19 protein-coding genes are annotated in these 26,139 nt (G+C 57.8%); 6 read left to right on the top strand and 13 right to left on the bottom strand.

Annotated features, from left to right (window positions below):
* The first annotated feature begins 416 nt into the window (after nucleotides 1-416).
* Nucleotides 417-1,718, top strand: a complete 1,302-nt coding sequence (locus PMI23_RS08470; RefSeq protein WP_007912132.1) for an OprD family porin — start codon at nucleotides 417-419, stop codon at nucleotides 1,716-1,718.
* A 55-nt stretch (nucleotides 1,719-1,773) separates the two neighbouring features.
* Here PMI23_RS08470 and PMI23_RS08465 read toward each other — a convergent pair whose 3' ends face one another.
* The 13 genes from PMI23_RS08465 to PMI23_RS08405 all read right to left on the bottom strand — a co-directional run bounded on the left by PMI23_RS08465 (nucleotide 1,774) and on the right by PMI23_RS08405 (nucleotide 19,309).
* On the bottom strand, nucleotides 1,774-2,394 hold the full coding sequence (locus tag PMI23_RS08465) for a transglycosylase SLT domain-containing protein (protein WP_007912129.1): 621 nt from the start codon (nucleotides 2,392-2,394) through the stop codon (nucleotides 1,774-1,776).
* Nucleotides 2,395-2,439: 45 nt separating this feature from the next.
* The gene (locus tag PMI23_RS08460; protein ID WP_007912128.1) at nucleotides 2,440-3,378 is read right to left on the bottom strand and encodes a carbohydrate kinase family protein; all 939 of its coding nucleotides are present in this window, start codon (nucleotides 3,376-3,378) and stop codon (nucleotides 2,440-2,442) included.
* Between the two features lie 13 nt (nucleotides 3,379-3,391).
* Nucleotides 3,392-4,888 (bottom strand): xylulokinase, encoded by a 1,497-nt coding sequence (xylB, locus tag PMI23_RS08455; RefSeq protein ID WP_007949745.1) that lies wholly within the window; start codon nucleotides 4,886-4,888, stop codon nucleotides 3,392-3,394.
* A 294-nt stretch (nucleotides 4,889-5,182) separates the two neighbouring features.
* Nucleotides 5,183-6,655 (bottom strand): mannitol dehydrogenase family protein, encoded by a 1,473-nt coding sequence (locus tag PMI23_RS08450; protein ID WP_007914977.1) that lies wholly within the window; start codon nucleotides 6,653-6,655, stop codon nucleotides 5,183-5,185.
* A 15-nt stretch (nucleotides 6,656-6,670) separates the two neighbouring features.
* Nucleotides 6,671-7,774 carry an ABC transporter ATP-binding protein gene (locus PMI23_RS08445; protein WP_007949744.1) on the bottom strand — a complete coding sequence of 368 codons (1,104 nt, stop codon included), beginning with the start codon at nucleotides 7,772-7,774 and terminating at the stop codon, nucleotides 6,671-6,673.
* A gap of 135 nt (nucleotides 7,775-7,909) precedes the next feature.
* Complete coding sequence (locus tag PMI23_RS08440; RefSeq protein WP_007914972.1) at nucleotides 7,910-8,740, bottom strand: carbohydrate ABC transporter permease; 831 nt, start codon at nucleotides 8,738-8,740, stop codon at nucleotides 7,910-7,912.
* An 8-nt stretch (nucleotides 8,741-8,748) separates the two neighbouring features.
* Nucleotides 8,749-9,675 carry a carbohydrate ABC transporter permease gene (locus PMI23_RS08435; RefSeq protein ID WP_007914969.1) on the bottom strand — a complete coding sequence of 309 codons (927 nt, stop codon included), beginning with the start codon at nucleotides 9,673-9,675 and terminating at the stop codon, nucleotides 8,749-8,751.
* A gap of 173 nt (nucleotides 9,676-9,848) precedes the next feature.
* Nucleotides 9,849-11,159 (bottom strand): ABC transporter substrate-binding protein, encoded by a 1,311-nt coding sequence (locus PMI23_RS08430; protein WP_007914967.1) that lies wholly within the window; start codon nucleotides 11,157-11,159, stop codon nucleotides 9,849-9,851.
* Between the two features lie 342 nt (nucleotides 11,160-11,501).
* A complete protein-coding gene (locus tag PMI23_RS08425; RefSeq protein WP_007914965.1) occupies nucleotides 11,502-12,407 on the bottom strand; it encodes an AraC family transcriptional regulator in 906 nt (301 codons plus the stop codon).
* A gap of 68 nt (nucleotides 12,408-12,475) precedes the next feature.
* Nucleotides 12,476-13,363 (bottom strand): hypothetical protein, encoded by an 888-nt coding sequence (locus PMI23_RS08420; protein ID WP_007914963.1) that lies wholly within the window; start codon nucleotides 13,361-13,363, stop codon nucleotides 12,476-12,478.
* Nucleotides 13,364-13,481: 118 nt separating this feature from the next.
* Nucleotides 13,482-14,792 carry a glycosyltransferase gene (locus PMI23_RS08415; RefSeq protein ID WP_007914960.1) on the bottom strand — a complete coding sequence of 437 codons (1,311 nt, stop codon included), beginning with the start codon at nucleotides 14,790-14,792 and terminating at the stop codon, nucleotides 13,482-13,484.
* Nucleotides 14,793-14,874: 82 nt separating this feature from the next.
* Nucleotides 14,875-18,768, bottom strand: a complete 3,894-nt coding sequence (locus PMI23_RS08410; RefSeq protein WP_007914957.1) for a hypothetical protein — start codon at nucleotides 18,766-18,768, stop codon at nucleotides 14,875-14,877.
* A gap of 178 nt (nucleotides 18,769-18,946) precedes the next feature.
* Entirely contained in the window at nucleotides 18,947-19,309 is a 363-nt protein-coding gene (locus PMI23_RS08405; RefSeq protein ID WP_007914955.1) for a response regulator, read from the bottom strand.
* Nucleotides 19,310-19,572: 263 nt separating this feature from the next.
* On the opposite strand from PMI23_RS08405, the gene PMI23_RS08400 reads away from it, so the two are divergent.
* From PMI23_RS08400 to PMI23_RS08380, 5 genes are read left to right on the top strand one after another with little or no spacing between them, the layout of a single operon-like run.
* Nucleotides 19,573-23,064, top strand: a complete 3,492-nt coding sequence (locus tag PMI23_RS08400; RefSeq protein ID WP_007914954.1) for a response regulator — start codon at nucleotides 19,573-19,575, stop codon at nucleotides 23,062-23,064.
* Entirely contained in the window at nucleotides 23,064-23,897 is an 834-nt protein-coding gene (locus PMI23_RS08395; RefSeq protein ID WP_007914952.1) for a CheR family methyltransferase, read from the top strand. The genes PMI23_RS08400 and PMI23_RS08395 overlap by 1 nt, the downstream gene beginning before the upstream one ends.
* Nucleotides 23,894-24,487 (top strand): chemotaxis protein CheB, encoded by a 594-nt coding sequence (locus tag PMI23_RS08390; protein WP_007914949.1) that lies wholly within the window; start codon nucleotides 23,894-23,896, stop codon nucleotides 24,485-24,487. Before PMI23_RS08395 ends, PMI23_RS08390 begins: the two co-directional genes overlap by 4 nt.
* Entirely contained in the window at nucleotides 24,481-25,695 is a 1,215-nt protein-coding gene (locus tag PMI23_RS08385) for a hybrid sensor histidine kinase/response regulator (RefSeq protein ID WP_007914947.1), read from the top strand. The genes PMI23_RS08390 and PMI23_RS08385 overlap by 7 nt, the downstream gene beginning before the upstream one ends.
* A gap of 44 nt (nucleotides 25,696-25,739) precedes the next feature.
* Nucleotides 25,740-26,117, top strand: a complete 378-nt coding sequence (locus tag PMI23_RS08380) for a response regulator (RefSeq protein WP_007914945.1) — start codon at nucleotides 25,740-25,742, stop codon at nucleotides 26,115-26,117.
* The last annotated feature ends 22 nt before the right edge of the window (nucleotides 26,118-26,139 follow it).

Genomic DNA, 26,139 nt, shown 5'->3' with positions numbered 1-26,139 from the left:
CTTCAAGCGTGAGTGTGATGTGGGTTGCGTTGGCGTCCAGCATGCCTTGAATTCCGTCCGTTGAATAAGCAGGTGACGGATGATGGAGGATTAAGCAGCCTCGTTCAAGGCACAAAAGCCGTAGGTCTGGCAGGTTTGCGGTATAGGGAAAACCCTTAGATGGGGTGTTTGGCCCAATGAAAACGGGTGTTTAGTGCGAATTGGCGTTGATCGCCGGCAACTTTTCCCACGATCCCGGGTTGAAGAATCCTCAGTCAGATTCAGACTAAAGTCGCCTGTAGCACGTCAAAGCCATCTGCCATCATTGCCGTTCACCCCTGCGTGTTCACTTTCTCCCGGTCAATCTGACCCGGGACGGGAGCTATTTTTCTGGCTTGTTGCGCGCTTGCGCAAACGCTGCATTGTTGGAGTTTTTCATGCGTCCCCCATTTCCCCTCATCACCCCGCGCCAGTCGTTTGGCTTCGGAGCCTTTGTGCTGTGCGCAGGTTTTACCGCACAGGTTCAGGCCAGCGGATTCTTTGAAGACACCACGGCGAAAATCGAATCGCGCACGGTGTACTTCAACCGCGATTTCCGTGATGGGAGCACCTCGAACGCTCAGGGCGCCTCCAAGCGTGAAGAGTCGGCACAGGGCTTTATTCTCAACCTGCAATCGGGCTACACCGAAGGTACGGTGGGTTTTGGTATCGATGCGCTGGGCATGCTTGGCTTTCAACTCGATTCCAGCCCGAACCGCAGCAACAGCGGCTTGCTGCCTTCCAGTGGCAACGATCCGCGCGGCTCGAAAGGCCAGTACGCGAAAATGGGCCTGACCGCCAAGGTCAAAGTCTCGGACACCGTGCTGAAGTACGGCGCGCTACTGCCGGATCTGCCGTTGCTGAAATACAACGACGGCCGTTTGCTGCCGACCATGTTCAATGGCGCCATGCTCACTTCTAAAGAGCTGAAAGACCTGACCTTCATGGCCGCGCGTCTGGACAAGTACACCGCGCGTGATTCCACCGATTCGCAAGACATCCGCGTGCACTGCAAGAACAAGCGCTACGCCTGCAACACCACCGCCGACCATTTCGACATGTACGGCTTCGATTACAAGATCAACGATCGTCTGACTGCGCAGTATCACTACGCTGAACTGGAAGACATCTATCGTCAGCACTTTGTCGGGCTGTTGGGTAATCAACCGTTAGCTGGCGGTGTACTTAAAGCAGATCTGCGGGTGCTGAAGAGTGCCGATAGCGGTGATGCCAAGGCCGGTTCCATTGATAACCGTGCGTTGAGCGGCATGTTGTCGTATGCGCACAGCGGCCATACGTTCAGCGCCGGTTGGCAGCGTATGAACGGCGACAACTCGATGCCGTACCTCGATGGCAGCAATCCGTATCTGGTCAACTACGTGCAGGTCAACGACTTCGCCGCCGCGCAGGAACGTTCGTGGCAGTTGCGTTATGACTATGACTTCAAGGCCATTGGCATTAATGGTTTGAGCTTCCTGACCCGTTATGTGAACGGTGACCACATCAAGGTGTTGGGCAGTGATCAGGAAGGCAAGGAGTGGGAACGCGACAGCGAGTTGAAGTATGTGATTCAGACGGGCACGTTCAAGGATGTGAGTCTGCGTTTGAGGAATGCTACGTATCGCACCAATTATGAGAAGTTTGCCCGGGATGTGGATGAGACCCGGTTGATTGTGAGTTATAGCTTCTCCGTCCTGTAAAGACCTCCATTGTAGGAGCAGCCTTCGGCAGCTCCTACACGGGATCCCGAAGCTGTTATAACCAATGCCAGAACCGGCTCCAGAATCCGCGATTCAAATCCTCCTTGCACCCGGCATATTGCCGCGCATACACATCCGAACGGTTCTGCACTTTGCGCGCCGTCGGCATCAGCCAGGCTTTGCTCGCGTAAGTCTTGTTGCGGAAGCCGCCCCAGCCTTCGTGATAGTTGAGGTATTGGTTATAGGCGTCGTACTTGTAGACGCCGTTGATCGAATAGGTCTTGTCCATGTACCAGCCGACAAAGTCGATGGCGTCGTCGAAGTCTTCGCGATCGGCTCCGCTGCGACCGGTGCTTTTCTGATAGTCGGCCCAGACTTCATCCTTGGCTTGCGCATAGCCCGATGCGGTGGACACACGGCCCCACGGGATCACCCAGAGCAAGTATTTGCGCGGAGTCTTGGCGTCGTAGCGGTAGCCGGATTCCTGATACATGATCGCGAAGGGCACCTGAATCGGCACGCCCCAGCGTTTTTGCGTGACTTGCGCCGCGTCGTACCAGTCGCTTTTCTCGCGGAAAATCTCGCAGATATCTTCCGGCGAACGGGGCGGCGAGGTGCCGCACCCGCTCAGTAGCGTTGCCAGTGTCAGTAGTCCAAGCGTCTGCCTGTAATTCAAAAGCCGTTATCCCGTCGTGCGCAAAAAGGCCGACAGTCTACGCGTTCAACTCAATTGGTGACGATAGGGCAGATCCGGGCCGGTCTTGCTGCAGGTCAGCGCGGCGGCTTGTACGGCGAACTTGAGCATGGCGTCGATCTGCTCGCGGTCGAGTTGCTGCACGCCTTCGACCGAATCCAGACCGTGCTCGGTCAGCCAGGTGATCAGCGCGGCCTGGAAGGTGTCACCCGCGCCAACGGTGTCGGCGATTTTCACCGAGGCCGCCGGCACCGACCAGTTGCCATGCTGGCGGCTGAACACACTGGCGCCGTCGCCGCCACGGGTGAGGAAGACAATCTGACAGCGGTGTTCGAGCCAGCCTTCGATCACGCGTTGCGGATCCTGTTCGGGGTAGAGCAGGCTCAAGTCTTCGTCGCTGACCTTGATCAGATCGGCCAGTGGCACCAGCGTCGCGATGCGCTCACGCCACAGGTCGATGTTCGGCTCGGGATTGAGGCGTACGTTCGGGTCGAGGGTGATCAGGCGTTTGCCGCTCTCGCGCTGTACCAGCGTCAGCAAGGTGTCGCCAATCGGCTGCACCACCAGCGAGAACGAGCCAATGTGCAAGCCGCGCACCTCAGGACCCAGCGCCGGCAGATGCACCAGACTCAACTGCCGGTCCGCGCAGCCTTCACCGCGAAAGCTGTAGTGCGGCGAGCCATTGGCACCGACGGCGACCATGGCCAGCGTGGTCGGTGCGGCGAAGTCCACCAGATAGTCCGGGCACACACCTTCGTCCTGCAGCACTTGCTGCAAACGACGGCCGAGGTAGTCAGTGGACAGCCCGCCGAACAAGGCCGAGTCCACGCCCAGACGGCGCAAACCGACGGCGACGTTGAACGGCGAGCCGCCGGCAATCGCCTTGAAATTGACTTTCGAGGCCAGACCGCTGGCGTCGTCTTCACTGAAAAAATCAAACAGGGCTTCGCCACACACCAAATACATAATTGTTTGCTCTTTATAGGGTTGCGACATGCTGTTGATAGCGTTCATAGGCCTGCTGAAACGCCGCAACGTTGGCGGCAATCGGCAGGGTTTCGCTGCTTGAATCGAGTTTCACGCAGCGCTGGCACAGGTCGGCGAGGCTGTCTTCGTGGCCATTCGACCAGGATTTGCACCACGCCGCTTGAATCGCTGCGCCAAGTGCCGCGGCTTCGCTTTGTTCGGTGCAGATCACCGGGGTGTTCATGATGTCGGCAACGATCTGCCGCCAAACCGCGCTTTTCGAACCGCCGCCGATCAGGCAAATGCTGCGGCTTTGTAAACCATTGTGGCGGAGCAAATCCAGTCCGTAGCGCAAACCGAAGGTGGTGCCTTCGACGGCGGCGCGGCACAGATTGGCCTGGGTCAGGTTATCCAGCGTCAAGCCGTGCAGGCTGCCGGTGGCGTGGGGCAGGGCGGGAACGCGCTCGCCGTTGAGGAACGGCAGCATGCTCACGCCGTCGGCGCCGATGGGGGCTTGCGCGACGAGGTCGTTGAACTGTGGCAGATCGAGGTTGAACAGCTCGCGAATCGCGCCAGTAGCATTGGTCAGGTTCATGGTGCAGATCAGCGGCAACCAACCGCCGCTGGACGAACAGAACGTCGCGACCGAAGCGTCCGGGCTGACTTTTGGTACTTCGGAATAGGCGTAAACCGTGCCGGAAGAGCCGAGGCTCATGGTGATCGCGCCGGGCTGGATATTGCCAGTGCCGATGGCGCCCATCATGTTGTCGCCGCCACCGCTGGAGACCAGCGCATTGGGGTTGATGCCGAGGTGTTCGGCAATCGCCGGGAGGATGGTGCCGACAGATTGATGCGCGTCTATCAGCTCAGGCAGTGCAGCTTGCAGGCGTCCGCTGGCGTCGATGTCGCGCAGCAGTTGCAAGTCCCATTGGCGGGTGCGCACGTTGAAATAGCCAGTGCCCGAGGCATCGCCGTATTCGCTGCAGGCGCGACCGGTCAGCCAGAAATTCAGGTAGTCGTGGGGCAGCAGAATACGCGCGATGCGTGAGAACACCACGGGGTGCTGTTCTTTGGTCCAGAGTAGCTTCGACACCGTGTAGCCTGGCGCGATAACCACACCGAGGCGTTCCAGTGAGCCTTTTTCACCGCCCAGATGAGTGAGCAGACGGTCGTTTTCGGCGCTGGTTTCGGTGTCGCACCAGAGCTTGGCGGGGCGCAGCACTTCACCTTGATCATCGAGCAGGACCAGACCGTGCTGCTGGCCGGAGACGCCGATGCCGAGGATCGACTGGCCATCGACATTCGCCGCCAACAATGCGCGGCGAGTGGCGAGGGCGAAGGCTTCGAGCCATTGCTGGGTGTCTTGTTCGCGGCGGCCGTTGGCGCCGCTGATCATTGTGTGGGCGGCGGCGCCCTGGCCGATGACTTGACCGCTGGCGGCGTCAAGGATGATGGCTTTGGTGCCTTGTGTGCCGCAGTCGATGCCTAGGAACAGTTGTTGTGTTGTCATGTGTGAACCACTCGGGTGTGGTGAAGATCAAGAGCTTACCCCCTCACCCCAACCCTCTCCCCCAAAGGGGCGAGGGGGGAAGGGAGCTGATCGGGGGGCTGTTCAAAACCTGAGTTCGACTCCGGTTCTCTCAAACCGGGGCTGTTCAAAACCTGAGTTCGACTGCGGTTCTCTCAATCAGGTGCTGTTCAATACCTGAGTTCGACTCCGGACGTTCAGGTCGATGTAACTTGCACAAACCACTCGGTCACCCTAGCCCTCTCCCTCGGGGAGAGGGCTAGGGTGAGGGGCTTTTCAATCCAGAATCCGCTGCAAAGTCCGCGTCACACCCTCTTCGCGCAAGCTGTTGCAGCACCACTCGAACGCCGCGACAAACTCCGCCGAACGCGGTATCGCCGTGCCGAAAATCTCCTCGACCGCCAACAACCGCTGCGTAATTAAAGCATCGTCCGCCACCAACGCCTGACAAAACGCCGCGCGCGGATCCGGGATTGAATAGGTATCACCATTCTCATCCACACCCTTCAAATACAACGCCCACGCCGCCACCACCAACGCCGCACGCTTGGTCTCCTGCCCATCGGCAATCAACCGGTTGATGGTAGGAATGGTGAACTTGGGAAACTTCGACGAGCCGTCCGAACACACCCGCTCAAGCTGATCGGCAATCGCCTGATTGGAGAAGCGTGCCACCAGCGTATTTTTGTAATCCGTCAGATCAATACCTGGCACCGGCGCCAGTTGCGGGGTCACGTCCAGATCCATGTAGGCGCGCATATAACGCACGAACAGCGGGTCATTCATGGTTTCGTGCACAAACCGGTAACCCTTCAAAAAGCCCAGATACGTCAGCGCGAGGTGGCTGCCATTGAGCAGTTTGATCTTCATCTCTTCATACGGCGAAACATCGTCGGTGAACTGCACGCCGACCTTTTCCCAGGCCGGGCGACCGTTGCCGAATTTGTCTTCCAGCACCCATTGAACAAACGGCTCGCAGACCACCGGCCAGGCATCGTCGACGTCGTGTTTGTCCGCCAGTTGCAGGCGATGCGCGGTGCTGGTCATTGGCGTGATGCGGTCGACCATGGCGTTGGGGAAACTGACGTTGGCGTCGATCCAGCTGCACAGATTGCTGTTACGCAGGGTGGCAAACGCCAGCAGCGCCTTGCGCGTCACGGCGCCGTTGTGCGGCAGGTTATCGCAGGACATCACGGTAAACGCCGGAATGCCCGCCGCCCGACGTTTTTCCAGGGCCGCACACAAGAAACCGAACACGGTTTTCGGGTCTTCTGGGTGGGCCAGATCATGCTGAATTTGCGGCAGGTGCGCCATGAACTCGCCGTTGCTGTCGTCGATGCAGTAACCGCCCTCGGTGATGGTCAGCGAGACGATGCGAATTTGTGGGTCGGCGAGTTTGTCGATCAACGCCTGAGCGCCGTCCTCGGCCAGTAGCATGTCGCGAATCGCGCCGATCACGCGCACTTCGGTGTCGTCGCTGTCACCGAGTTCGAACAGGGTGAACAGGTAATCCTGCTCCTTGAGGTCATCGCGAGCACGGCGGTCTTCGGCGCGCAGGCCGACGCCACAAATGGCCCAGTCGAGGGCTTCGCCGGTGTTCATCAAGGCATCGGTGTAATACGCCTGATGCGCGCGGTGAAAGCCGCCGACGCCAATGTGCGCGATGCCTTGGCGCGTGTCGCTAAGGTTGTAGGCCGGCAGTTGCACTTCGGCGGCCAGACGATGGAGGTTCTGTTGGTTGAGTTTCATCGGGAGTTCTCGAAATCAGGCCGCAGCGCGCAGCGGACGGGTCAACGCGATACCTTCGGCATCGAATAAGTGGCAGTGCGCCGGGTCGAGGTGCAGGCTCAGTTGTTCGCCGTAACGGCTGGCCAGATCACCGCGCACGCGCATGGTCAGGGCTTCGCCGGCGTTGGTGGTGACGTGGCAGAAAGTGTCGCTGCCCAGACGTTCGCTGACGTCGGCGGTGACTTGCAGGCTGCAATCACCGGGTTGCGCCAGTTCCAGATGTTCCGGGCGAATGCCGAGGGTCACGGCGCTGCCGACACTGAGGTTGGCAGCATTGAAGGGCAGGGTGATGCGCGTGCCGGCGTCCAGCGAGACTTCGCAGCTCTGGCCGTCGACGCGGGCGATCTTGCCTTTGAGGAAGCCCATTTTCGGCGTGCCGAGGAAACCGGCAACGAAGAGATTTGCCGGGTTGTGATACAGGTCCAGCGGCGAGCCGACCTGTTCGATCTTGCCGCCATTGAGCACCACGACTTTGTCGGCCATGGTCATCGCTTCGACCTGATCGTGGGTCACGTAGATCATCGTCGCTTGCAGGTCTTTGTGCAGGCGCAGCAGCTCCAGACGCATCTGCACGCGCAGCGCGGCGTCGAGGTTGGAGAGGGGTTCGTCGAAGAGGAAGATTTTCGGATTGCGCACGATGGCGCGGCCGATCGCAACACGCTGGCGCTGGCCGCCGGAGAGCTGTTTCGGCTTGCGCTCAAGCATCGGCCCGAGTTCGAGAATGCGCGCCGCTTCGCCGACCTTCTTCTCGACTTCGGCTTTCGGTACGCCGGCCAGATCGAGGGCGAACGACATGTTCTTTTTCACGGTCATGTGCGGGTACAGCGCGTAGGTCTGGAACACCATCGCCAGATCGCGCTTGGCCGGGCTGACTTCGGTGATGTCGCGGCCATCGAGTTCGATGGTGCCGTCGCTGACTTCTTCCAGACCCGCGATCAGCCGCAGCAGGGTGGATTTGCCGCAGCCCGACGGGCCGACGAAGACCACGAACTCCTTGTCGTTCACCTCAAGGTCGATGCCTTTGATGATGGAGAAACCTTCGAAGCCTTTTTGCAGATTCTTGATTTTCAGGTTGGCCATGAGGATGGGCCTCCACATTGTTGTTTTTTTAAGATCAAAAGATCGCAGCCTGTGGCAGCTCCTACAGGAGATTTATGCCGATACGACATTCCATGTAGGAGCTGCCGAAGGCTGCGATCTTTTGCTTTTCAATCTTCATTTCACGGCGCCGAACGAGAGGCCGCGCACCAGTTGTTTCTGGCTGATCCAGCCGAAGATCAGAATCGGCGCACACGCCAGGGTCGACACCGCCGACAACTTGGCCCAGAACAAGCCTTCCGGGCTCGAATACGAGGCGATCAACGCGGTCAGTGGCGCGGCTTTCGACGAGGTCAGGTTCAGCGACCAGAACGCCTCGTTCCAGCACAGAATCAGCGATAGCAGCACGGTCGAAGCGAGGCCACCCTTGGCGATCGGCAGCAGCACGCGGACCATTTCCTGCCACAGCGTGGCGCCGTCGAGACGGGCGGCTTCGAGGATGTCTTTGGGGATGTCCTTGAAGTAGGTGTAAACCATCCAGACCACGATCGGCAGGTTGATCAGCGTGTAGATCACGATCAGCGCGATGCGCGTATCGAGCAGGCCGAAACTCTTCGCCAGCAGGTAGATCGGCATCAGCACGCCCACCGGCGGCAGCATTTTGGTCGAGAGCATCCACAGCAACGTGCCTTTGGTGCGCTGGGTTTCGTAGAAGGCCATCGAGTACGCTGCCGGCACCGCGATCAACAGGCACAGGGCCGTGGCGCTGAAGGAAATCACCACCGAGTTCCAGGCGAAACTGAAGTAATCGCTGCGCTCATTGATGTGCAGGTAGTTCTCCAGCGTCGGCGTGAAGATGAACTGCGGCGGCGTGGCGAACGCGTCGATTTCGGTTTTGAAACTGGTCATCAGCATCCAGAAGATCGGGAAGAAAATCACGATCGCGATGGCCCAGGCCAGGGTGCCGAGCAGCAGGCTTTGCAGCCGGCGGGATTGTTGAAGAGTCATGGCAGGCCTCAGGCTTTGTCAGTCAGGTTTTTGCCGATCATCCGCACCAGAATGATCGCGGCGATGTTGGCGATGACCACGGCAATCAAACCGCCCGCCGAGGCCATGCCGACGTCGAACTGCACCAGCGCCTGGTTGTAGATCAGGTAGGCGAGGTTGGTCGAGGCGTAGCCGGGGCCACCGTTGGTGGTGGTGAAAATCTCGGCGAACACCGACAGCAGGAAGATCGTTTCGATCATCACCACCACGGCAATCGGCCGTGCCAGATGCGGCAGGGTCAGGTGCCAGAAGATTGCGATCGGCCCGGCGCCGTCGAGACGCGCGGCCTCTTTCTGTTCCTGATCGAGGGACTGCATCGCCGTCATCAGAATCAGGATCGCGAAGGGCAGCCATTGCCACGAAACAATGATGATGATCGACAGCAGCGGGTAGTGGGCGAGCCAGTCCACCGGTTGCGCGCCGAACAACTTCCAGAGGTAAGCGAGGATCCCCGAGACCGGATGGAAAATCAGGTTCTTCCAGATCAGCGCACCGACCGTGGGCATGATGAAGAACGGCGAGATCAGCATAACCCGCACGATGCCGCGACCGAGGAACTCACTCGCTTCAAGCAACGCACTGATGAGTACGCCGAGCACCACGCTGATCAACAACACGCTGCCGACCAGCAGCAAGGTGTTGGTCGCACCGGGCATGAAACCCGAATCCGTCAGGAAGTATGTGAAGTTCTCCAACCCGACGAACTGGTTTTCACCGGGGTAAAGCAGGTTGTAGCGGATCATCGAGAAGTAGATGGTCATGCCCAGCGGCACGATCATCCACAGCAGCAACAGGGCCACCGAAGGGCTGACCAGAAACCAGCCGGGATTGCGTACGCGGACTTTGCGCGCAGGCTGCGACAGGTCGATGTGGGCTTTGGCAGTTGAAGTATTCATGGTGATCACAACCAATTGGGTGCAGAAACATGTTCAGGAAAGACAACATTCCTGACATCGGCGCGGCCCCTGTGGGAGCTGGCTTGCCAGCGATAGCAATAGGTCAGCCGACAGCAATGTCGAATGTGCCGGCCTCATCGCTGGCAAGCCAGCTCCCACAGGTTTAGAGGCGGTTACTTGGGATAACCGGCGCGCTTCATCTCGCGTTCAGTGGTTTGCTGCGCGGCAGTCAGGGCTTGATCCACCGTGGTCTGGCCGATCAGCGCCGCCGAGAACAGCTTGCCGACCTGGGTGCCCACCGCCTGGAACTCAGGAATGGTCACCAGTTGAATACCGATGTACGGCACCGGTTTCAGCGTTGGCTTGCTCGGATCAGCCGCTTTCAGCGATTCCAGCGTGACCTTGGCAAACGGCGCGGCGCTCATGTAGGCATCGCTGTAGGTCGAGGCGCGGGTGCCGGGCGGTACGTTGGCGATGCCGTCAGTCTTGGCGACCAGTTCGCCGTACTCTTTTGACGTCGCCCAAGCGCTGAATTCTTTGGCGGCGTCTTTGGCTTTGGAACTGGTCGGGATTGCCAGCGCCCATGAATACAACCAGGCCGAGCCTTTGTCGGTCACTTGATGCGGGGCGAAAGTGAAGCCGACGTGATCAGCAACCTTGCTCTGGGTCTTGTCGGTGACGAACGAGCCGGCGACGCTGGCATCGACCCAGATCGCGCATTTGCCGCTGTTGAACAGCGCAAGGTTTTCGTTGAAACCGTTGCTGGAGGCGCCCGGCGGGCCGGATTTCTTCATGGTGTCGACGTAGAAATTCAGCGCGTTTTTCCACTCCGGCCCGCTGAATTCCGGTTTCCACTGCTCATCGAACCAGCGCGCGCCGTAGGCGTTGGCAACCGTCGTGATCAGCGCCATGTTCTCGCCCCAACCGGCCTTGCCGCGCAGGCAGATGCCGTACTGCTCTTTGTCTTTGTGGGTGAGTTTTTCGGCGAAACCGGCGATCTGCTCCCAGGTCGGACGCTCCGGCATGGTCAGGCCGGCATCCTTGAACAGGTCGGTGCGGTAATAGGTGATCGAGCTTTCCGCGTAGAACGGCAGGGCGTACAGCGAACCCTTGACTGACAAGCCTTCACGCACCGATGGGAACACATCGTCGAGAGCGTAACTGGCCGGCAGATCCTTCATCGGTTCCAGCCAGCCTTTGGCGCCCCACAGTGCGGCTTCGTACATGCCGATGGTCAACACGTCGAACTGGCCGCCCTGGGTGGCGATGTCGGTGGTCAGGCGTTGGCGCAGGACGTTTTCTTCGAGCACGACCCAATTGAGCTTGATGTCCGGATGCTCGGTCTCGAAGGTTTTCGAGAGTTTTTGCATGCGGATCATGTCGCTGTTGTTGACGGTGGCGATGGTCAGGGTCTGGGCGCCAAGGCTGACGCTGCTGAGGGTCATGCAGGTGAGGGCAAGCAGAGCTTTTGCAGTCGGTTGCATCGTGCACTCCTTTTCTGCACCCGTAGGGTTACAGAAGGACAGTTATTGTTTTTGTGTCTTCCTGTGCAGGAAGAATGTGCGCTGATTACAGCCTTCAATCGCAGGGCTGACAAATCATCCCTAACACTTTGATCGATACTTTTTTGCACTGGGCTTTTGTGGGGCGAATGCAGGGAAGGGCTTTTCAGCGCAGAGGTGCTGTCGGATGCGTACAGGTTTCCGGAGTGGCATCGCAACTTGTAGGAGTGAGCCCGCTCGCGATAGCGGAGTGTCAGCCAACATATCTGCACGCTGTCACACCGCTATCGCGAGCAGGCTCACTCCTACAGGGGAGTTGCGTTGTCAGAGATGGTTTTGTTCAGTCAGGCGCTGCACCGCAAGCCGCCGATAGTGCGACGGCGTCATGCCCTTGAGCTGCTGAAAGCGCCGATTGAAGTTGGAAATGTTGTTGAACCCCGATTCGAAACACACCTCGGTCACCGGTTTGTCGCCATCGGCCAGCAGCTCGCAGGACTTGCTGATACGCAAGCGATTGACGAACTCGATGAAATTGCGCCCGGTGGCCTGTTTGAACACTCGGCTGAAATAGGTCGGCGTCATGCCCAGATGCGCGGCGACTTCCTCCAGCGAGATATCGCGGGCGTAGTGGCTGAAAATATAGTCGACGGCCCGGTTGGTACGATCGATATTGTGCTCATCGGCCAGTTGCGGGGTGGTGGCGCCGGACAACAGCTGGAAATCATCGCTGGCCGCGAGCAATTCCATCAGGATAAAGAAGTGCCCGAGGCGGGTGATGCCCTTGCTGTCGGCGATGCGCTGCATCAGCGTCATGGCCTGGCGGATGGTACGTTTGCAGCGAAACTCGATGCCGTACTGCGCACGTTCCAGCAGGGGCGCCAGGGTCTTCAGTTCGGCAAACACCTGGTGGCCACTCTCGAACAACTCGTCGGTGAAGTTGACCAGCATGTCGCGCTTTTCAACGACCTCGTCCTCGGCCACCTGGCTGATCCAGTTGTGCGGCAAATTGGGGCCAGTGAGGAACAGGGTTTCGGGATAGAAGTTGCCAATGTAGTCACCGATAAACACCTTGCCCGAGCTGGCGACAATCAGGTGCAGTTCATATTCCTTGTGGAAATGCCAGCGCACCAGCGGGCACGGAAAACCGTGCTGGCGGTAGATGATGGACAACCCGTTGTGGTCATCCATCAACTCGTATGAAGGGTCGGTCACGCGGGCGGTTCGAGTCATGGCGAGCTACTTTTTTTGTTATCGCCTGCCGATCATGCCTCGTTTCTCGGGACTTGCGCCAGCTTCACTCAAGCGGTCTGCTCGCGGACGCTGCCTCTGGACTTCTCGATGGCTTTTTCCAGATTGGCCATCTGGCAGAAACGTACAATGTTCGAGTTTTTAATAAAGTCGAAATTGATGATGTTGCACTTTTTGGCCCAATCCGATCTGGCTGGGTCAAACCAGTGGTCGAGATCATCCAGAATTCGCTGAGGGCCGCCAATCGAAAAACTGGTTGCTGACAGCGACCACGGGCGAAGTGTGCTGTTGGCAGTGCTCAATACTTCTTTGATGTAACCCTGCAGATCGAGAGAACTGACAAGCTGCTTTCCGATCCACTTGTGCTGGATTCTTCCATAGATACGGTAGTCCTCGGTTTCCCAGGTCATGGGGGCTGCCACCATGATGCGCTGCAATGGGCTGATCGCTTTGAGCTGGCCAAGCGTCAGGTGCAGATTCCGGGTCGGGATCATTCGGTCGCCCAAGTGTTGCAGTATCAACGCTTGAAACTCCGAATGATCGAATGCGTCCTTGCCACTACCCAATTCATGAAAGTCCAGAATGATGAATTCATTGATGTTCCTTTCATAAAAAGCTTTGACGTCGCGTACAAGATCTTCAAGCGTACGGGAAGAAAGGTAGCCGTTGTGGTGGAAGCGGAACTTTGCCAGTCCTTGCGCTTTGTTATCGTAAGTCAGGCGGGCGTCGAGTGCTCGAACACCGCGATTCAATTGTGAATAAAAGGAGACATCCTGGCAGGCGAGCCAGTTTTTACCGGGTATCAGTGCATAACCCGCTTCCCAGTCGCAGCCAGCGTTATGGGCACCCGGCAAACTAAGTTCGAAAAGCGACAAGTTGTCGATTTGCGGCGAATCCGCCATCCATTGATAAGGTTGGAAATTATCAAGATTGTTCATGTTGTACATCCTGCAATTGAAAACGAAAGTTGTCGGAATTGCGCGCGCAGGATGTTTATAACGGGTGCCGGGTGTTCGGCCAAGTTTGCTTTTAATGCAAGTCGTGTAAAAGGCGTACTTATATGTCCGGTGTTTGTTGTGTGTGTCGGTTTTTCGCTTCGATCCATTGCGCCATGTACTGGGTGCTTTTGTGCGAGTGATGACGGAGCATGCTGCCAATGAAGTTGTTGGATCTGAGGTGTTCTAAGTTCCGTTGGCAATAACGCAGTTTTTCAATCAATGCCGGACCATGTACTGGTTGTGGGTAGCGTTCATTCAACAGCGTGTATCCCGCCAGACGAGCGTCCTGCCAGCGCGACTCGTCGTTGTAAAGCGCCACGGCACTGTTGGCGAACTCCACTGCGCTGCTGGTGACTGCACCGGGCCACGCGTGATCGCCCTGCATGGCCTCGGCGCCAATCGGCGTGGTGACACTGGGTGTACCGCAAAGCATGGCGTCGACCAGTTTGCCCTTGATACCGGCACCAAATCGCAAGGGCGCCAGGCAGACTCGCGCGGCAGACATGACCTGCAATGCATCTTCGGCCCAGTTCATGATGTGGAAACCTTCGCGGGCGTTATGCAGCGCTGTGGCTTTCGGCGGCGTATACGCGCCGTAAATGTGCAATTGTGCCTGGGGCAACTGTTGGCGAATCAGCGGCCAGATCGTGGTTTTCATCCACAGCACGGCATCCCAGTTGGGTGCGTGGCGGAAGTTGCCGATACTCAGAAAGTGCGCCCGATCCGCAAATGTTGCAGGTTCGACCGCAGGCGGGTCGATCATCAGCGGGCACCAGTGCAGCAATTGTCGGGGCAAGCCGAACTGCTCGATCAACAATTCGATCTCCACTTCGGAGATCATCAGGTTCAGATCGCAACGATACAGCGCGGCGATTTCACGCTTGGCCAGATCGGTTTCGGCCATCAGTTCGAACTCGTCGCGCAGGGCCGGGGCAAAGACATCACTGAAATCATTCTGGTCAGGATTGACCTTCAGACGAGACTTGAGTCGCTGATGACGCGCATGCCGCAGACTTTGCAGGTCGGAAGTTTCCAGCACGCGCAGCGCCTGAGGGCAGTGTTTTTCAACTCGCCAGCCGAACTGCTCTTCCATCATGAATTGGTCGAACAAGACGATGTCCGGCGCCAGTCCGCTGATGAATTGATCGAAGCTGCTGTTGTTGAGTTCGATCGGCACCTCACGAATGCCGAGTGCGGCAAGATCCGCCTTGTGCTCGCCGGGACCGGCCGGGCTGCTGAAGGTAATGTCCCAGCCTTGTTGCAGGAAGGTTTCGAGGATCTGCATCACATGACCACTGGCCGCGGAAGAGCGCGGCTCGGGCCAGACGTAGCCGATGACCAGGACTTTGGTGTTATCGGGTTGGGTCATGGGGGCAGATCCTTTAAAGCAGGTGAGAAAAAAGGGCGCAATTAAACCACAGCCATAAAGCTTGGATGCGCCCTGTTTCTCTTCACATCGGTTTGGCGAGATTAAGCAACAGCGGCCCCTGGATAAAAGCACCGGGAGCCGTGTTCTTCAAAGCGTTTTCCATGGCCGAGAGGTTGAGTTGAAACGCCGCGGGCGCGGTCACTTGCTGGTCCAGGAGCGAGACAGACAGTGCATAGGATTCCGCATTCAACAATGCGGGATGGTCTTGGACCACTTTTGGCAGCCCGTCCTTGATTCGCTTGAACTCGATGTATTCCTCACGCTTGGCAAAGCGGAAATGGGGATTGCTCAGATTATCCGGATGGGCCCTGTGCGCGTCCCTGGCAAATTCAAGCAGCCCGACGGCATCGAACTCGGCGGGAGTAACCCCGGCAAGCACTTCGCCGTAGTAAAGGTCGAGCGTTCCCGGAGCGCCGTGCGACATTTCATGGACGATGACATCGCCAATGCTGCCATCGTCATACCTGGACACTTGATAGAACTCATCCAGATTGTCCGGGTAGATCGCGAGAAACTGACCTGCGTTTTTATCGACTTTCACGCCAGCGTCCACGCCGGCTCTCCAGTGTTTGTAGGTATCGACACGCAGTGCCGCGAGGATGTCCGGCTCATGCGGGCGGAATACCATATTGGTGAGATCAACGGAGTCGAGATCCTTGCGCATGGCGCGCAAATTGTGGGTGATGTATTCAATTGCTTCGTTAGAGTCAGTGCCAAAGACATGCTTGAGCAGCGAGCGAACATGGTGATCGTCCTCGTGTATGTTGCTGAGCATGCCGATCGTGTTGTCGAGTTTGCTTTTCGCGTGGGGAATGGCTTTGGTCAGATATCCCTGCGTGTAACTGAAGGGCCTGGCGCGAGCGAACAATCGTTTCAACGGCGAGAAATTCCCCAGATTGAGGAACTTCAGGCGCGGCCCCCAGGCACCGCCGACTTTGAGGTTGAGTGCGTGCCAGCGCTTGTTGCGTTGCAGCACGGCAATATCGACGGCCTGGCTCACACCGTCCGCCCCGCGCCAGGTCGCCTGGCGCATATCGGTCAGCCGTTCGAACTTGATCAACTCAGGGGCATTTGCACCGCGCACGAGTTTGCGCAACTGGGCATTGGCGGTTCGCGCCGTACTCAGTGCGTTTTCGCCGACGAAGACGATGCCACGGCCCGCGAGCCGCAGACCTTTGCGTGCCAGTGTCGGCAAGCCATCCAGCGGATTGATCAACGACAGCGCTACACGAGCCACGGCCCTGGAGATTTTCAATACCTTGAGTGTGGTTGACCCGGTCTTGGCGGCGATACTTGCCGCGCTTGCCCCCAGACCAATCAACAAACCGATGACCGACAGGCCATCCAGCACACAGCCACCGATGCCCTCGGAAACCCGATCAGTACGCCCCGAACGGATATCTTCAATACATTGTTTGAACGGCACGATCACGTTGATCGCCAAGCGTTCAACGGTTTCTATGGTTGTGCGCCATTCCTCCAACTCCGTCTGCACATTCAGTGAGGCGTACAGCTCGGCACGGCTGGCCACAGGATGGTGGGTCAGGATGCATTCGGCGATGTCATCGACCTCGCGGGAAAAGAACAGGGAAACCGGTCGATTGTCCGTGGCGGCCAGATTCAGGTGCCAGAGCTTTTCCACCACTACGCGAGACGTCACGCCACCTCGGGGCTCGCTGCCCTCGCTGTAAGCCGCGAAATCGAGAGGCCATTCCACGGCTTTGTTCTTTGCCTGGAAGTCGTACCGGCTGCCGGTGAAGGAGAGTGTCGGGCGAGCATCGATGATCTGCGTGCTTTGCAATAACACCAGTAATTCGGGGCGTTCGCGACACAGACCGCGCAAGCTGAATAACTCATAAGTACGCAATGCATCGTCATTGTTACAGCACAGAATAAGGCCGTAGCGACCTTTCGCTTCGTCACGAGCGAATTGGGTTTCTTCCTGTGGATTGAGTGGATTGACTTCCTTTCTGACGGTGTAAAGCGTCATGTAGCCGTTGGTGAGCGCCTGTCTATCGCGCTCGGGCATGTTCGAAATCGCCATTTTCATGACCGAAGACATTCCCTCGCGCACGTCTTTGTAATAGCAATCGAAGGCTTGATCGAACAGTACGCCAGGCAATTCGAGTTCGGACAATCGGGCAAATGCGTCAGCGGGTGGCTTGAAATCGCTTTGTTGCTGAAATCGGTCTGTCAACTTGCCATTTTCGATCAGGTCGCCGGACAGGTAGAGATCCACTATCGAGAAGCGCAGGCGCAGCAGTTTGTTTATCGCGTATTCGCTGTTGCCGGTTGTGCTAAGCAGCGCATCATAGAACTCGCTGAGAATGCCGGCCGGGTGCGCCGCCTTGAGTCCCTCGAGCCAGCTGCGGTCTTTGAAGCTGCTCAGGTATTTGATGGAGAACCCTTTCTTTTCGAGGTAACTGCCTTCGGGCATCACCTTCTTTAATGCCTCAAGGGCGATTGTTCTGCGCTCGGTGGGCGTTCGCGACAGACCCGTCTCCGATTGGCTGAGGGCCTCCATGTAGCGCTCGAAGTGCGCGGTAGCCTTGACCAGCGTGGGCTTGTCGTAATCTTTTTGGGCTCGGTAGTCGATCACGCCATTGAGTACTGCCCAATTGATCGTCGGGGTGAATCCAGCTACCTGGTGCAGTTCGATTTGTTCGGGGGACAGCGGAGCCAGTTCTGCAAACGCCTTGATTTGGCTATATGTCATCATTCGGGAGGACCCCGGCGAGGCGTGTTCGATCAACGCCACCGCTTGAGCGATGACGACCCAGCCAGGTTTTTCCAGGGTCAGATCAGGCGGTATATCGGCGATCAGAAATTCAGCGGCGGAGCCGGCCAGTAACAGGTGTGCCGCCAGCAGGGCGTAGTCTGGTTCAATCAAGCCTTCGCTAACGAGATGCTGCTCGAGGCTTTCACGCACTTGTGCAGCATGGCGGGTTGCATTGGCCGGTTGATACAGGTCGTAACCGGCGAGGATGGGCGAGTTGGTCCGCGCCTCCAGATCGATGACCAGCGCGGCCTGCAGGATTTCGCGAAGCTGATTGGCGCGCACGTGCTGATCGTCCGTTTCCAGATGCCAGTCGAGGCACTCATGGAGCTTTCGGCCCAGGTCACTGGCAAAGTTCTGCTTCAAACAGTCGGTAATAATGTCGTCCACGTGCTTGCGTTTAGTGGCGATGGGAATCTGCTTGAAATCGGCGAGGGACAGTTTTTTCAGAAGAGTGCTCTTGCCTTCAGTCGCTTCCTGAATGGCTTGTGTGATGATTTCGCGTTTGGCGCGCGATAAATGAAACGGTGAATCCGCTTCACTGTTCAGTAACTCGTGGTAATCGCCGGAGTCGGGAGGGGCGGGAAGTTCAAAAATCAAATAGGCGATCAATTGTTTGATGTCGCCAATGGTCTGCGGCAGATTCAAACCTTCAAAGGCAAGCCATTGCTCAATGCCAATGTCGTAACCGGAATAAACATAGCCACCGGTTATTTCCGCAAACTCGGCCAGCATCAGCGTCTCTGCGCTTCCGCCGATGGGTAGCTCATGTTTGGCGTGTTCAAATATTCCAAAGATACTGCCTTCGCCGTCGACACCGATTCTAGCGTTCGCCGGAAAACCATGAATTTCGCAAAGATGCGAGAACTGCTCGGTTTCAATCATTTTCTGCAAGGCATGACGTGCTGGCTCATAGGCTTCATCGAACGTGCTGCCGGCAACGTAGGGGAAAAACAGGTTCTGCAGGCTAAGCCTGGTTGTCTCGGGTAAAGACGCGCTCGCGCTGTACTGCTCAAATGTCAAAGTGGGATGCGAACGTAGAAGGGCAGCATTCAGCGCTTGGGTGATGTTGGCTCTTTCCTGTTTGTCGAAAAGAGAACGATCGACGTATGAAGTTTTATTGATTACTGCGGGGCGCATGTCTTCTATCCTGAGTCGGGTAAGCTTCAAGTGTCTTTGTTAGCGGCGCTGATTTGTCAGGCGCCACAGATCAAAGAGTTGACTCAGGATAGAACTGCGGTGATCAGTAATTACAGGTTTAGTGCGTTGCGAATTATGCGTGGATATAACAAGTTGCTTCGGCTGCTATTTCCTGTTGTTAATTGTTCAATATGGCTTTTACCTTGTCACGCAACTGATCAATTGAAAACGGTTTGCCGATTACATGCATGCCTGCGGGTACATCAATGGATTCGGCATAACCGCTGGCAAACATAATCGGCAGGGCGGGGCGCAGTTTGCGTGCTTCGGTCGCCAGTTCGCGGCCATCCATGCCCGGCAGGCCGACGTCGGTCATCATCAGATCAATGTGCAGACTTGAGTCTTCAAGCTTTTCCAGTGCCTGTTCGCTGCCGTCTGCTTCGAGCACCGTGAACTCCAGCTCCTCCAGCACATCGACGATCAGCATGCGCACGATGTCGTCGTCTTCTACGACAAGGATGGTGGAGGCGGGGGTAGACATAATAAGGCTCTCGAAAGTCAGTTCAGGGTCGCCGGTCGATCAAAAGTGCCGGGCTTCTTCATCAGTAAGTGGCGCAGTGCCACAAGTTCCCCGCCCGACGCAAAAAAAGCATAGCCGCAGATGGGGGCGCAAGGATAACTGTTCAGGGGCATGAACATGCCGGTGAGCGTAGGAATTTGCTGCGAAAGGTGTGAGAAAAATGGATCCATGCCGCCGTTTTGGGGCAAACTGCCTGTTTTTCAACAGTTCGACAAGGCTGCCCCATGTCCTCTCCGTCTACGGTTGATGAGCAACGGTTTCGTAAACTCCTGAGTCGCAACATCAGTCTGCCCTTGGGCGTCGGTGTGCTCAGTGCCGTGTTCTTCGTGTCGCTGATTACTTATCTGCTGTCGGTGATCCAGTGGGTGGAGCACACCGACCGGGTGATCAATAACGCCAACGAAGCGGTGAAGCTCACCGTGGACCTGGAAACCGGCATGCGCGGTTTCTTGCTTAGCGGCGACGAGCATTTCCTTGACCCTTACGAAACTGCCAAACCGCGTATCGCGGTGGCGCTCAGTACTTTGCTCGATCTGACCGCCGATAACCCGGTGCAGACCGATCGCTTGCGTCGTTTGCAGGCCTTGCAGATCGAGTGGGCCAATTACGCACAATCGATGATCGATCTGCAGCGCTCCAGCGGCGATTACCGGGGCGCGGTCAAGGCTGGACGTGGCAAACGCCTGACGGACGAAATCCGCAAGCAATTTGAAGACGTCATCGAAACCGAACAGGTTCTGCGCACGACGCGCAATGAAGACGTGCGCCGCACCACGATCTGGAGCATCAGCCTCTACCTGATTTTCATTGCCGGTATCAGCGGCTTGCTGGCCTATATCGGCCGTCGTGATCTGGTCAATCTGTCGACCAACTACAGCGCCAACCTTGCCGCACAGCAAGCCAGTGCCGAACGTCTGGAGCAGCAGGCGTGGTTGCGCAATGGTCAGACCGAGCTGGCCGAGCAGGTGCTGGGGCAACTGACGCTGAATTTGCTGGGGCGCAATATTCTGCAGTTCTGCGCGCAATACCTGGGCACCGCCGTGGCCGCGCTGTACGTGCGTGAAGAACATGGCGGCCTCAAGCGGGTGGCCACTTACGGCTTCTCTCGCGAGCAGGAAGAACAAGATCAGTCGATTTACAGCGGCGAAGGCATTGTCGGCCAGGTGGCGCAACAGGCGCGGCTGATCCGTCTGGATTCGGTGCCGTCGGACTACTTCAAAGTCAGTTCTGGGCTGGGCGAGGGCTTGCCGCACAGTGTGCTGGTAGTGCCGACCAGCGATGACGACCGGGTCAATGGCGTGATCGAACTGGGTTTCCTGCGGCCGCTCACGGATCGCGATATCGAATTGCTGGAACTGATTGCCGGCAATATCGGCACCTCCATCGAAGCTGCGCGCTACCGTCAGCGCTTGCAGGAAGTGCTGGCCGAAACCCAGCAGCTCAACGAAGAGTTGCAGGTGCAGCAGGAAGAGCTGAAAACCGCCAACGAAGAACTGGAAGAGCAGTCGCGGATTCTCAAGGAGTCCCAGGCGCATCTGGAAACCCAGCAGGTCGAACTGGAGCAGACCAACGAGCAACTCGCCGAGCAGGCGCAGACCCTGGCCGAACAGCGCGACGCCATGGACCTGAAGAACACCGAACTCAACCAGGCCCAGGTACAACTCGAAGAACGCGCCGAAGAGTTGCAGCGTTCGAGCAAGTACAAGTCCGAATTCCTCGCCAACATGTCCCACGAACTGCGCACACCGCTCAACAGTTCGCTGATTCTGGCCAAGCTGCTGGCGGAGAACCCGCAAGACAACCTCAGCGCCGAACAGGTCAAGTTTGCCGAATCGATCTACTCTGCCGGCAACGATCTGCTCAACCTGATCAACGATATTCTGGACATCTCCAAGGTCGAGGCGGGCAAGCTCGAAGTGATTCCGGAGAACACCAGCGTGGCGCGTCTGGCCGATGGTCTGCGCAGCGTGTTCGAGCCTCTGGCGGCAGACAAGCAGCTGACCTTCAGTGTCGATTTGCAACCTGGCGCGCCGGGCATGCTCTACACCGACCGTCAGCGTCTGGAGCAGGTGATCAAGAACCTGCTGTCCAACGCCGTGAAGTTCACCGAGAAGGGCGCAGTCAGCCTGACCATTGCCGGCCAGCCGGATGATCGCGTCGCGTTCATCGTGCGCGATTCGGGTATTGGCATTGCTGCCGATCAGCAGGAAAGCATTTTCGAAGCCTTCCGCCAGGCCGACGGCACCACTAACCGCAAGTACGGCGGCACCGGTCTGGGCCTGTCGATTTCGCGGGATCTGGCGACCTTGCTCGGCGGTTCGATCAGCGTCAGCAGTACGCCGGGCCAGGGCAGTGTGTTCACGCTGGTGTTGCCGCAGCAGTTCGACGAGACCAATGAAGTGCCGTTCGCTCCGTTGACCTTTACCCCGCCAGCGGCGGTGGCCAGCGTGCCACTGGCGCCGGTTGTTTCGCCGTTGACGCCGGTGCACATTCCGCGCTTCGCCGATGACCGTAACAAAGCGCCATTCGCCACGCGCTGCATCCTGGTGGTGGAAGACGAGCCGAACTTTGCGCATATCCTCTACGATCTGGCGCATGAGCTTGGCTATCAGTGCCTGGTGGCTCATGGCGCGGACGAGGGCTACGACCTGGCCAAAGAATTCGTCCCGGATGCCATCCTGCTCGACATGCGTCTGCCGGATCACTCCGGCCTCACCGTGCTGCAGCGTCTGAAGGAACACGCCGGAACCCGGCACATCCCGGTGCATGTGATTTCCGTCGAGGACCGCGTCGAAGCGGCGATGCACATGGGTGCGATCGGTTACGCGGTCAAACCGACCACCCGCGAAGAGCTCAAGGACGTGTTCGCCCGTCTTGAGGCCAAGCTGACCCAGAAGGTCAAACGCGTGCTGTTGGTCGAGGACGACGACTTGCAGCGCGAGAGCATTGCCCGACTGATCGGCGACGAAGACATCGAAATCACCGCCGTCGGCCTCGCGCAGGACGCGCTGGAGCTGCTGCGCACGACGATCTACGACTGCATGGTCATCGACCTGAAATTGCCGGACATGCTCGGCAATGACCTGCTCAAGCGCATGTCCACCGAGGACATCTGCTCGTTCCCGCCGGTCATCGTCTATACCGGACGCAACCTGACTCGCGATGAAGAGGCCGAACTGCGCAAGTACTCGCGCTCGATCATCATCAAGGGCGCACGCTCGCCAGAGCGCTTGCTGGATGAGGTCACACTCTTTCTGCACAAAGTCGAATCGCAGTTGTCCCATGAACGGCAGAAGATGCTCAAGACCGCGCGCAGCCGCGACAAGGTCTTCGAGGGTCGCAAGGTGCTGCTGGTGGACGACGATGTGCGCAACATTTTCGCCCTCACCAGTGCCCTGGAGACCAAAGGCGCAGTCGTGGTGATCGGCCGTAACGGTCGTGAGGCGATTGAAAGACTCAATGAAGTCGAGGACATCGATCTGGTGTTGATGGACGTGATGATGCCGGAAATGGATGGTTTCGAAGCCACCATTGAAATCCGCAAGGATCCGCGCTGGCGCAAGCTGCCGATCATCGCGGTAACGGCCAAGGCCATGAAAGACGATCAGGAGCGCTGCCTGCAGGCGGGCGCCAATGATTACCTGGCCAAGCCTATCGACCTGGATCGCTTGTTCTCGCTGATTCGCGTGTGGTTACCGAAGATGGAACGCATTTAGTGGAACGTAGTACGCCAGCTGAACGAAACAGTGAAATCGAACTGCGCTTGTTGATTGAGGCGATTTACCTCAAGTACAGCTACGATTTTCGCGATTACTCCGGCGCTTCAATCAAGCGCCGGGTGCAGCACGCGCTGAGCCAGTTCGAATGCGCGACCATTTCGGCGCTGCAGGAAAAAGTCCTGCACGATCCGACGGCGTTCATGCAGTTGCTGCAATTGCTGACGATTCCGGTCAGCGAGATGTTCCGCGATCCGTCGCACTTCCTCGCCATTCGCAGGGAAGTGGTGCCGTTGCTGCGCACCTATCCGTCGATCAAGATCTGGATTGCCGGGTGCAGCACGGGCGAGGAGGTCTATTCGATGGCGATTTTGTTGCGCGAAGAAGGCCTGCTCGATCGCACGATCATCTATGCCACCGATATCAACCCGCGCTCGCTGGACAAGGCCAAGCAGGGGATTTTCTCCATGGAGAATGTTCGTGCGTATACGGCCAACTATCAGCAGGCCGGTGGTCAGCGTTCGTTTGCCGACTACTACACGGCAGCGTACGGTTATGCGATTTTCGACAAGAGCCTGTGCGAGAACGTGACCTTCGCCGACCATAGTCTGGCGACGGACAGTGTGTTCTCCGAAACCCAATTGATTTCCTGTCGCAACGTACTGATTTACTTCAACAAGAAACTTCAGGACCGAGCCTTCGGTCTGTTTCATGAATCGCTGTGCCACCGTGGATTTCTGGTGCTGGGCAGCAAGGAAACGCTGGATTTCTCCGGTTACGCGAACCAGTTCGAACCGCTGGTCAAACAAGAACGGATCTACCGCAAAACATGAACGAGGCCGTGGATTTACCTCGCGTCGAGGCGATTGTGGTCGGGGCTTCCGCCGGCGGCGTCGAGGCGCTGCTGAGCCTGCTCGGACCGCTGCGCCGAGGCTATAGGTTGCCGATCGTTGTGGTCCTGCATCTGCCCGAAGAACGCCGTAGTCAATTGGCCGAAGTCTTCGCCCGCCGCGTGGACATGCCGGTGCACGAGGCTGCTGACAAGCAGGATATCGTTGCCGGCAATGTGTATTTCGCCACGCCGGGTTATCACCTGTCGGTGGAGCAGGATCGCAGCCTCTCGCTGAGCCTTGAGGAGCGCGTGCATTATTCCCGGCCATCGATCGACTATCTGTTTGAATCGGCGGCTGACGCCTACGGAGAGTCGCTGGCCGCCGTACTGCTCACCGGCGCCAATCACGATGGCGCGCGCGGGCTGGCGCAAGTCAAACGCCGCGGTGGCCTGACCATCGTTCAAGACCCCGAAGACGCGCAAGTCGCCACCATGCCCTTGGCTGCACTGAAGATTCAGCAGCCGGACCATGTCCTACCCATTCACGGCATCGGCCGTCTGCTTGTCGAGCTGGAACGAATCGCATGCTGAGTAATATCCAAGCCAAACTGCTGATCGTCGACGATCTGCCGGAGAACCTGCTGGCGCTCGAAGCGCTGATCAAGCGTGAAGACCGTACTGTCTACAAAGCCTTGTCGGCGGATGAAGCGCTGTCGTTGCTGCTGCAACACGAGTTCGCCATGGCCATCCTCGATGTGCAGATGCCGGGCATGAACGGCTTCGAGCTTGCCGAGTTGATGCGCGGCACCGAGAAAACCAAGAACATCCCGATCATTTTTGTCAGCGCTGCCGGCCGTGAACTCAATTACGCGTTCAAGGGCTACGAGAGCGGGGCAGTGGACTTTCTGCACAAGCCGCTGGATATCCACGCGGTGAAGAGCAAGGTCAACGTCTTCGTCGATCTGTACCGTCAGAGCAAGGCGATGAAGCAACAGCTCGAAGCGCTGGAGCAGGCCCGTCGCGAGCAGGAAGCACTGTTGCAACAACTGCAAAGCACCCAGCTGGAACTGGAGCAGGCGGTGCGCATGCGCGATGACTTCATGTCCATCGTCGCCCATGAAGTGCGCACGCCGCTTAATGGCCTGATCCTTGAAACCCAGCTGCGCAAGATGCACCTGGCCCGCGACAACGCTGCGGCGTTCACCCTCGACAAGATGCACGCCATGGTCGACCGCGATGAACGCCAGATCAAAAGCCTGATCCGCCTGATCGAAGACATGCTCGACGTGTCACGCATTCGCACCGGCAAATTGTCGATCCGACCGAGCCGTTTCGATCTGGTGCAACTGGTGAGCAACCTGCTGCAAAACTTCGCGGCACAGATCGAAGCTGCTGAAACCGAAGTGTCGTTCACCGCGCCTGTACCGGTGGAAGGCCATTGGGACGAGTTCCGTATCGAGCAGGTGGTGACCAATCTGCTCACCAACGCCCTGCGCTATGGCGGTCGCAGCCCGATTCAGGTGCGGGTTTACCGTGAAGGTGATGAGGCGCGGGTCGAGGTGCAGGACCGTGGCATCGGCATCAGCCAAGAGAACCAGAAGCGTATTTTCCAACAGTTCGAACGGGTTTCCGCCAAGACGGTAGTGGCCGGGCTCGGGCTGGGTCTGTTCATTTCCGAGCAGATCGTCGCCGCCCATGGCGGCTCCATCGTCGTCGAGAGTGAAATCAACGAAGGCGCCCTGTTTCGCGTTTGTCTGCCAATTCAGGAAAACGGCACATCCGACGCAACCTCTGATTGACCGTACGGTCGTATCAGCAGCTATTGACTGAACAAAGGCTTCCCATGAGCGTAGATGCACAAGATGTAGTACTCGTCGTCGAGGACGAACCGGTTATCTTGATGGTCCTGACGGATTACTTGTCAGGGCAGGGGTATCGCGTGTTGCAGGCGGAAAACGGCGAGCAGGCGTTCGAGATTCTTGCGCGCAAGCCACATCTGGACATGTTGATCACCGATTTCCGTTTGCCGGGCGGGATCTCCGGCGTGCAGATCGCTGAACCGGCCGTCAAATTGCGCCCGGACCTGAAGGTGATTTTCATCAGCGGCTATCCGCAGGAAATCCGCGAAACCGGCAGCCCGATCACACGCAAGGCGCCGATCCTGGAAAAACCATTCGACCTGGATGTGTTGCAGGAAAAGATTCAGGAATTGCTCGCGTAAAGCCCTGTAGGAGCTGCCGAAG

Origin of the sequence: Pseudomonas sp. GM24 (assembly GCF_000282235.1) — a bacterium.
Classification (GTDB): domain Bacteria; phylum Pseudomonadota; class Gammaproteobacteria; order Pseudomonadales; family Pseudomonadaceae; genus Aquipseudomonas.
Note: the sequence above shows the minus strand (reverse complement) of the source record. Positions and strands in the feature narration are given on the sequence as shown.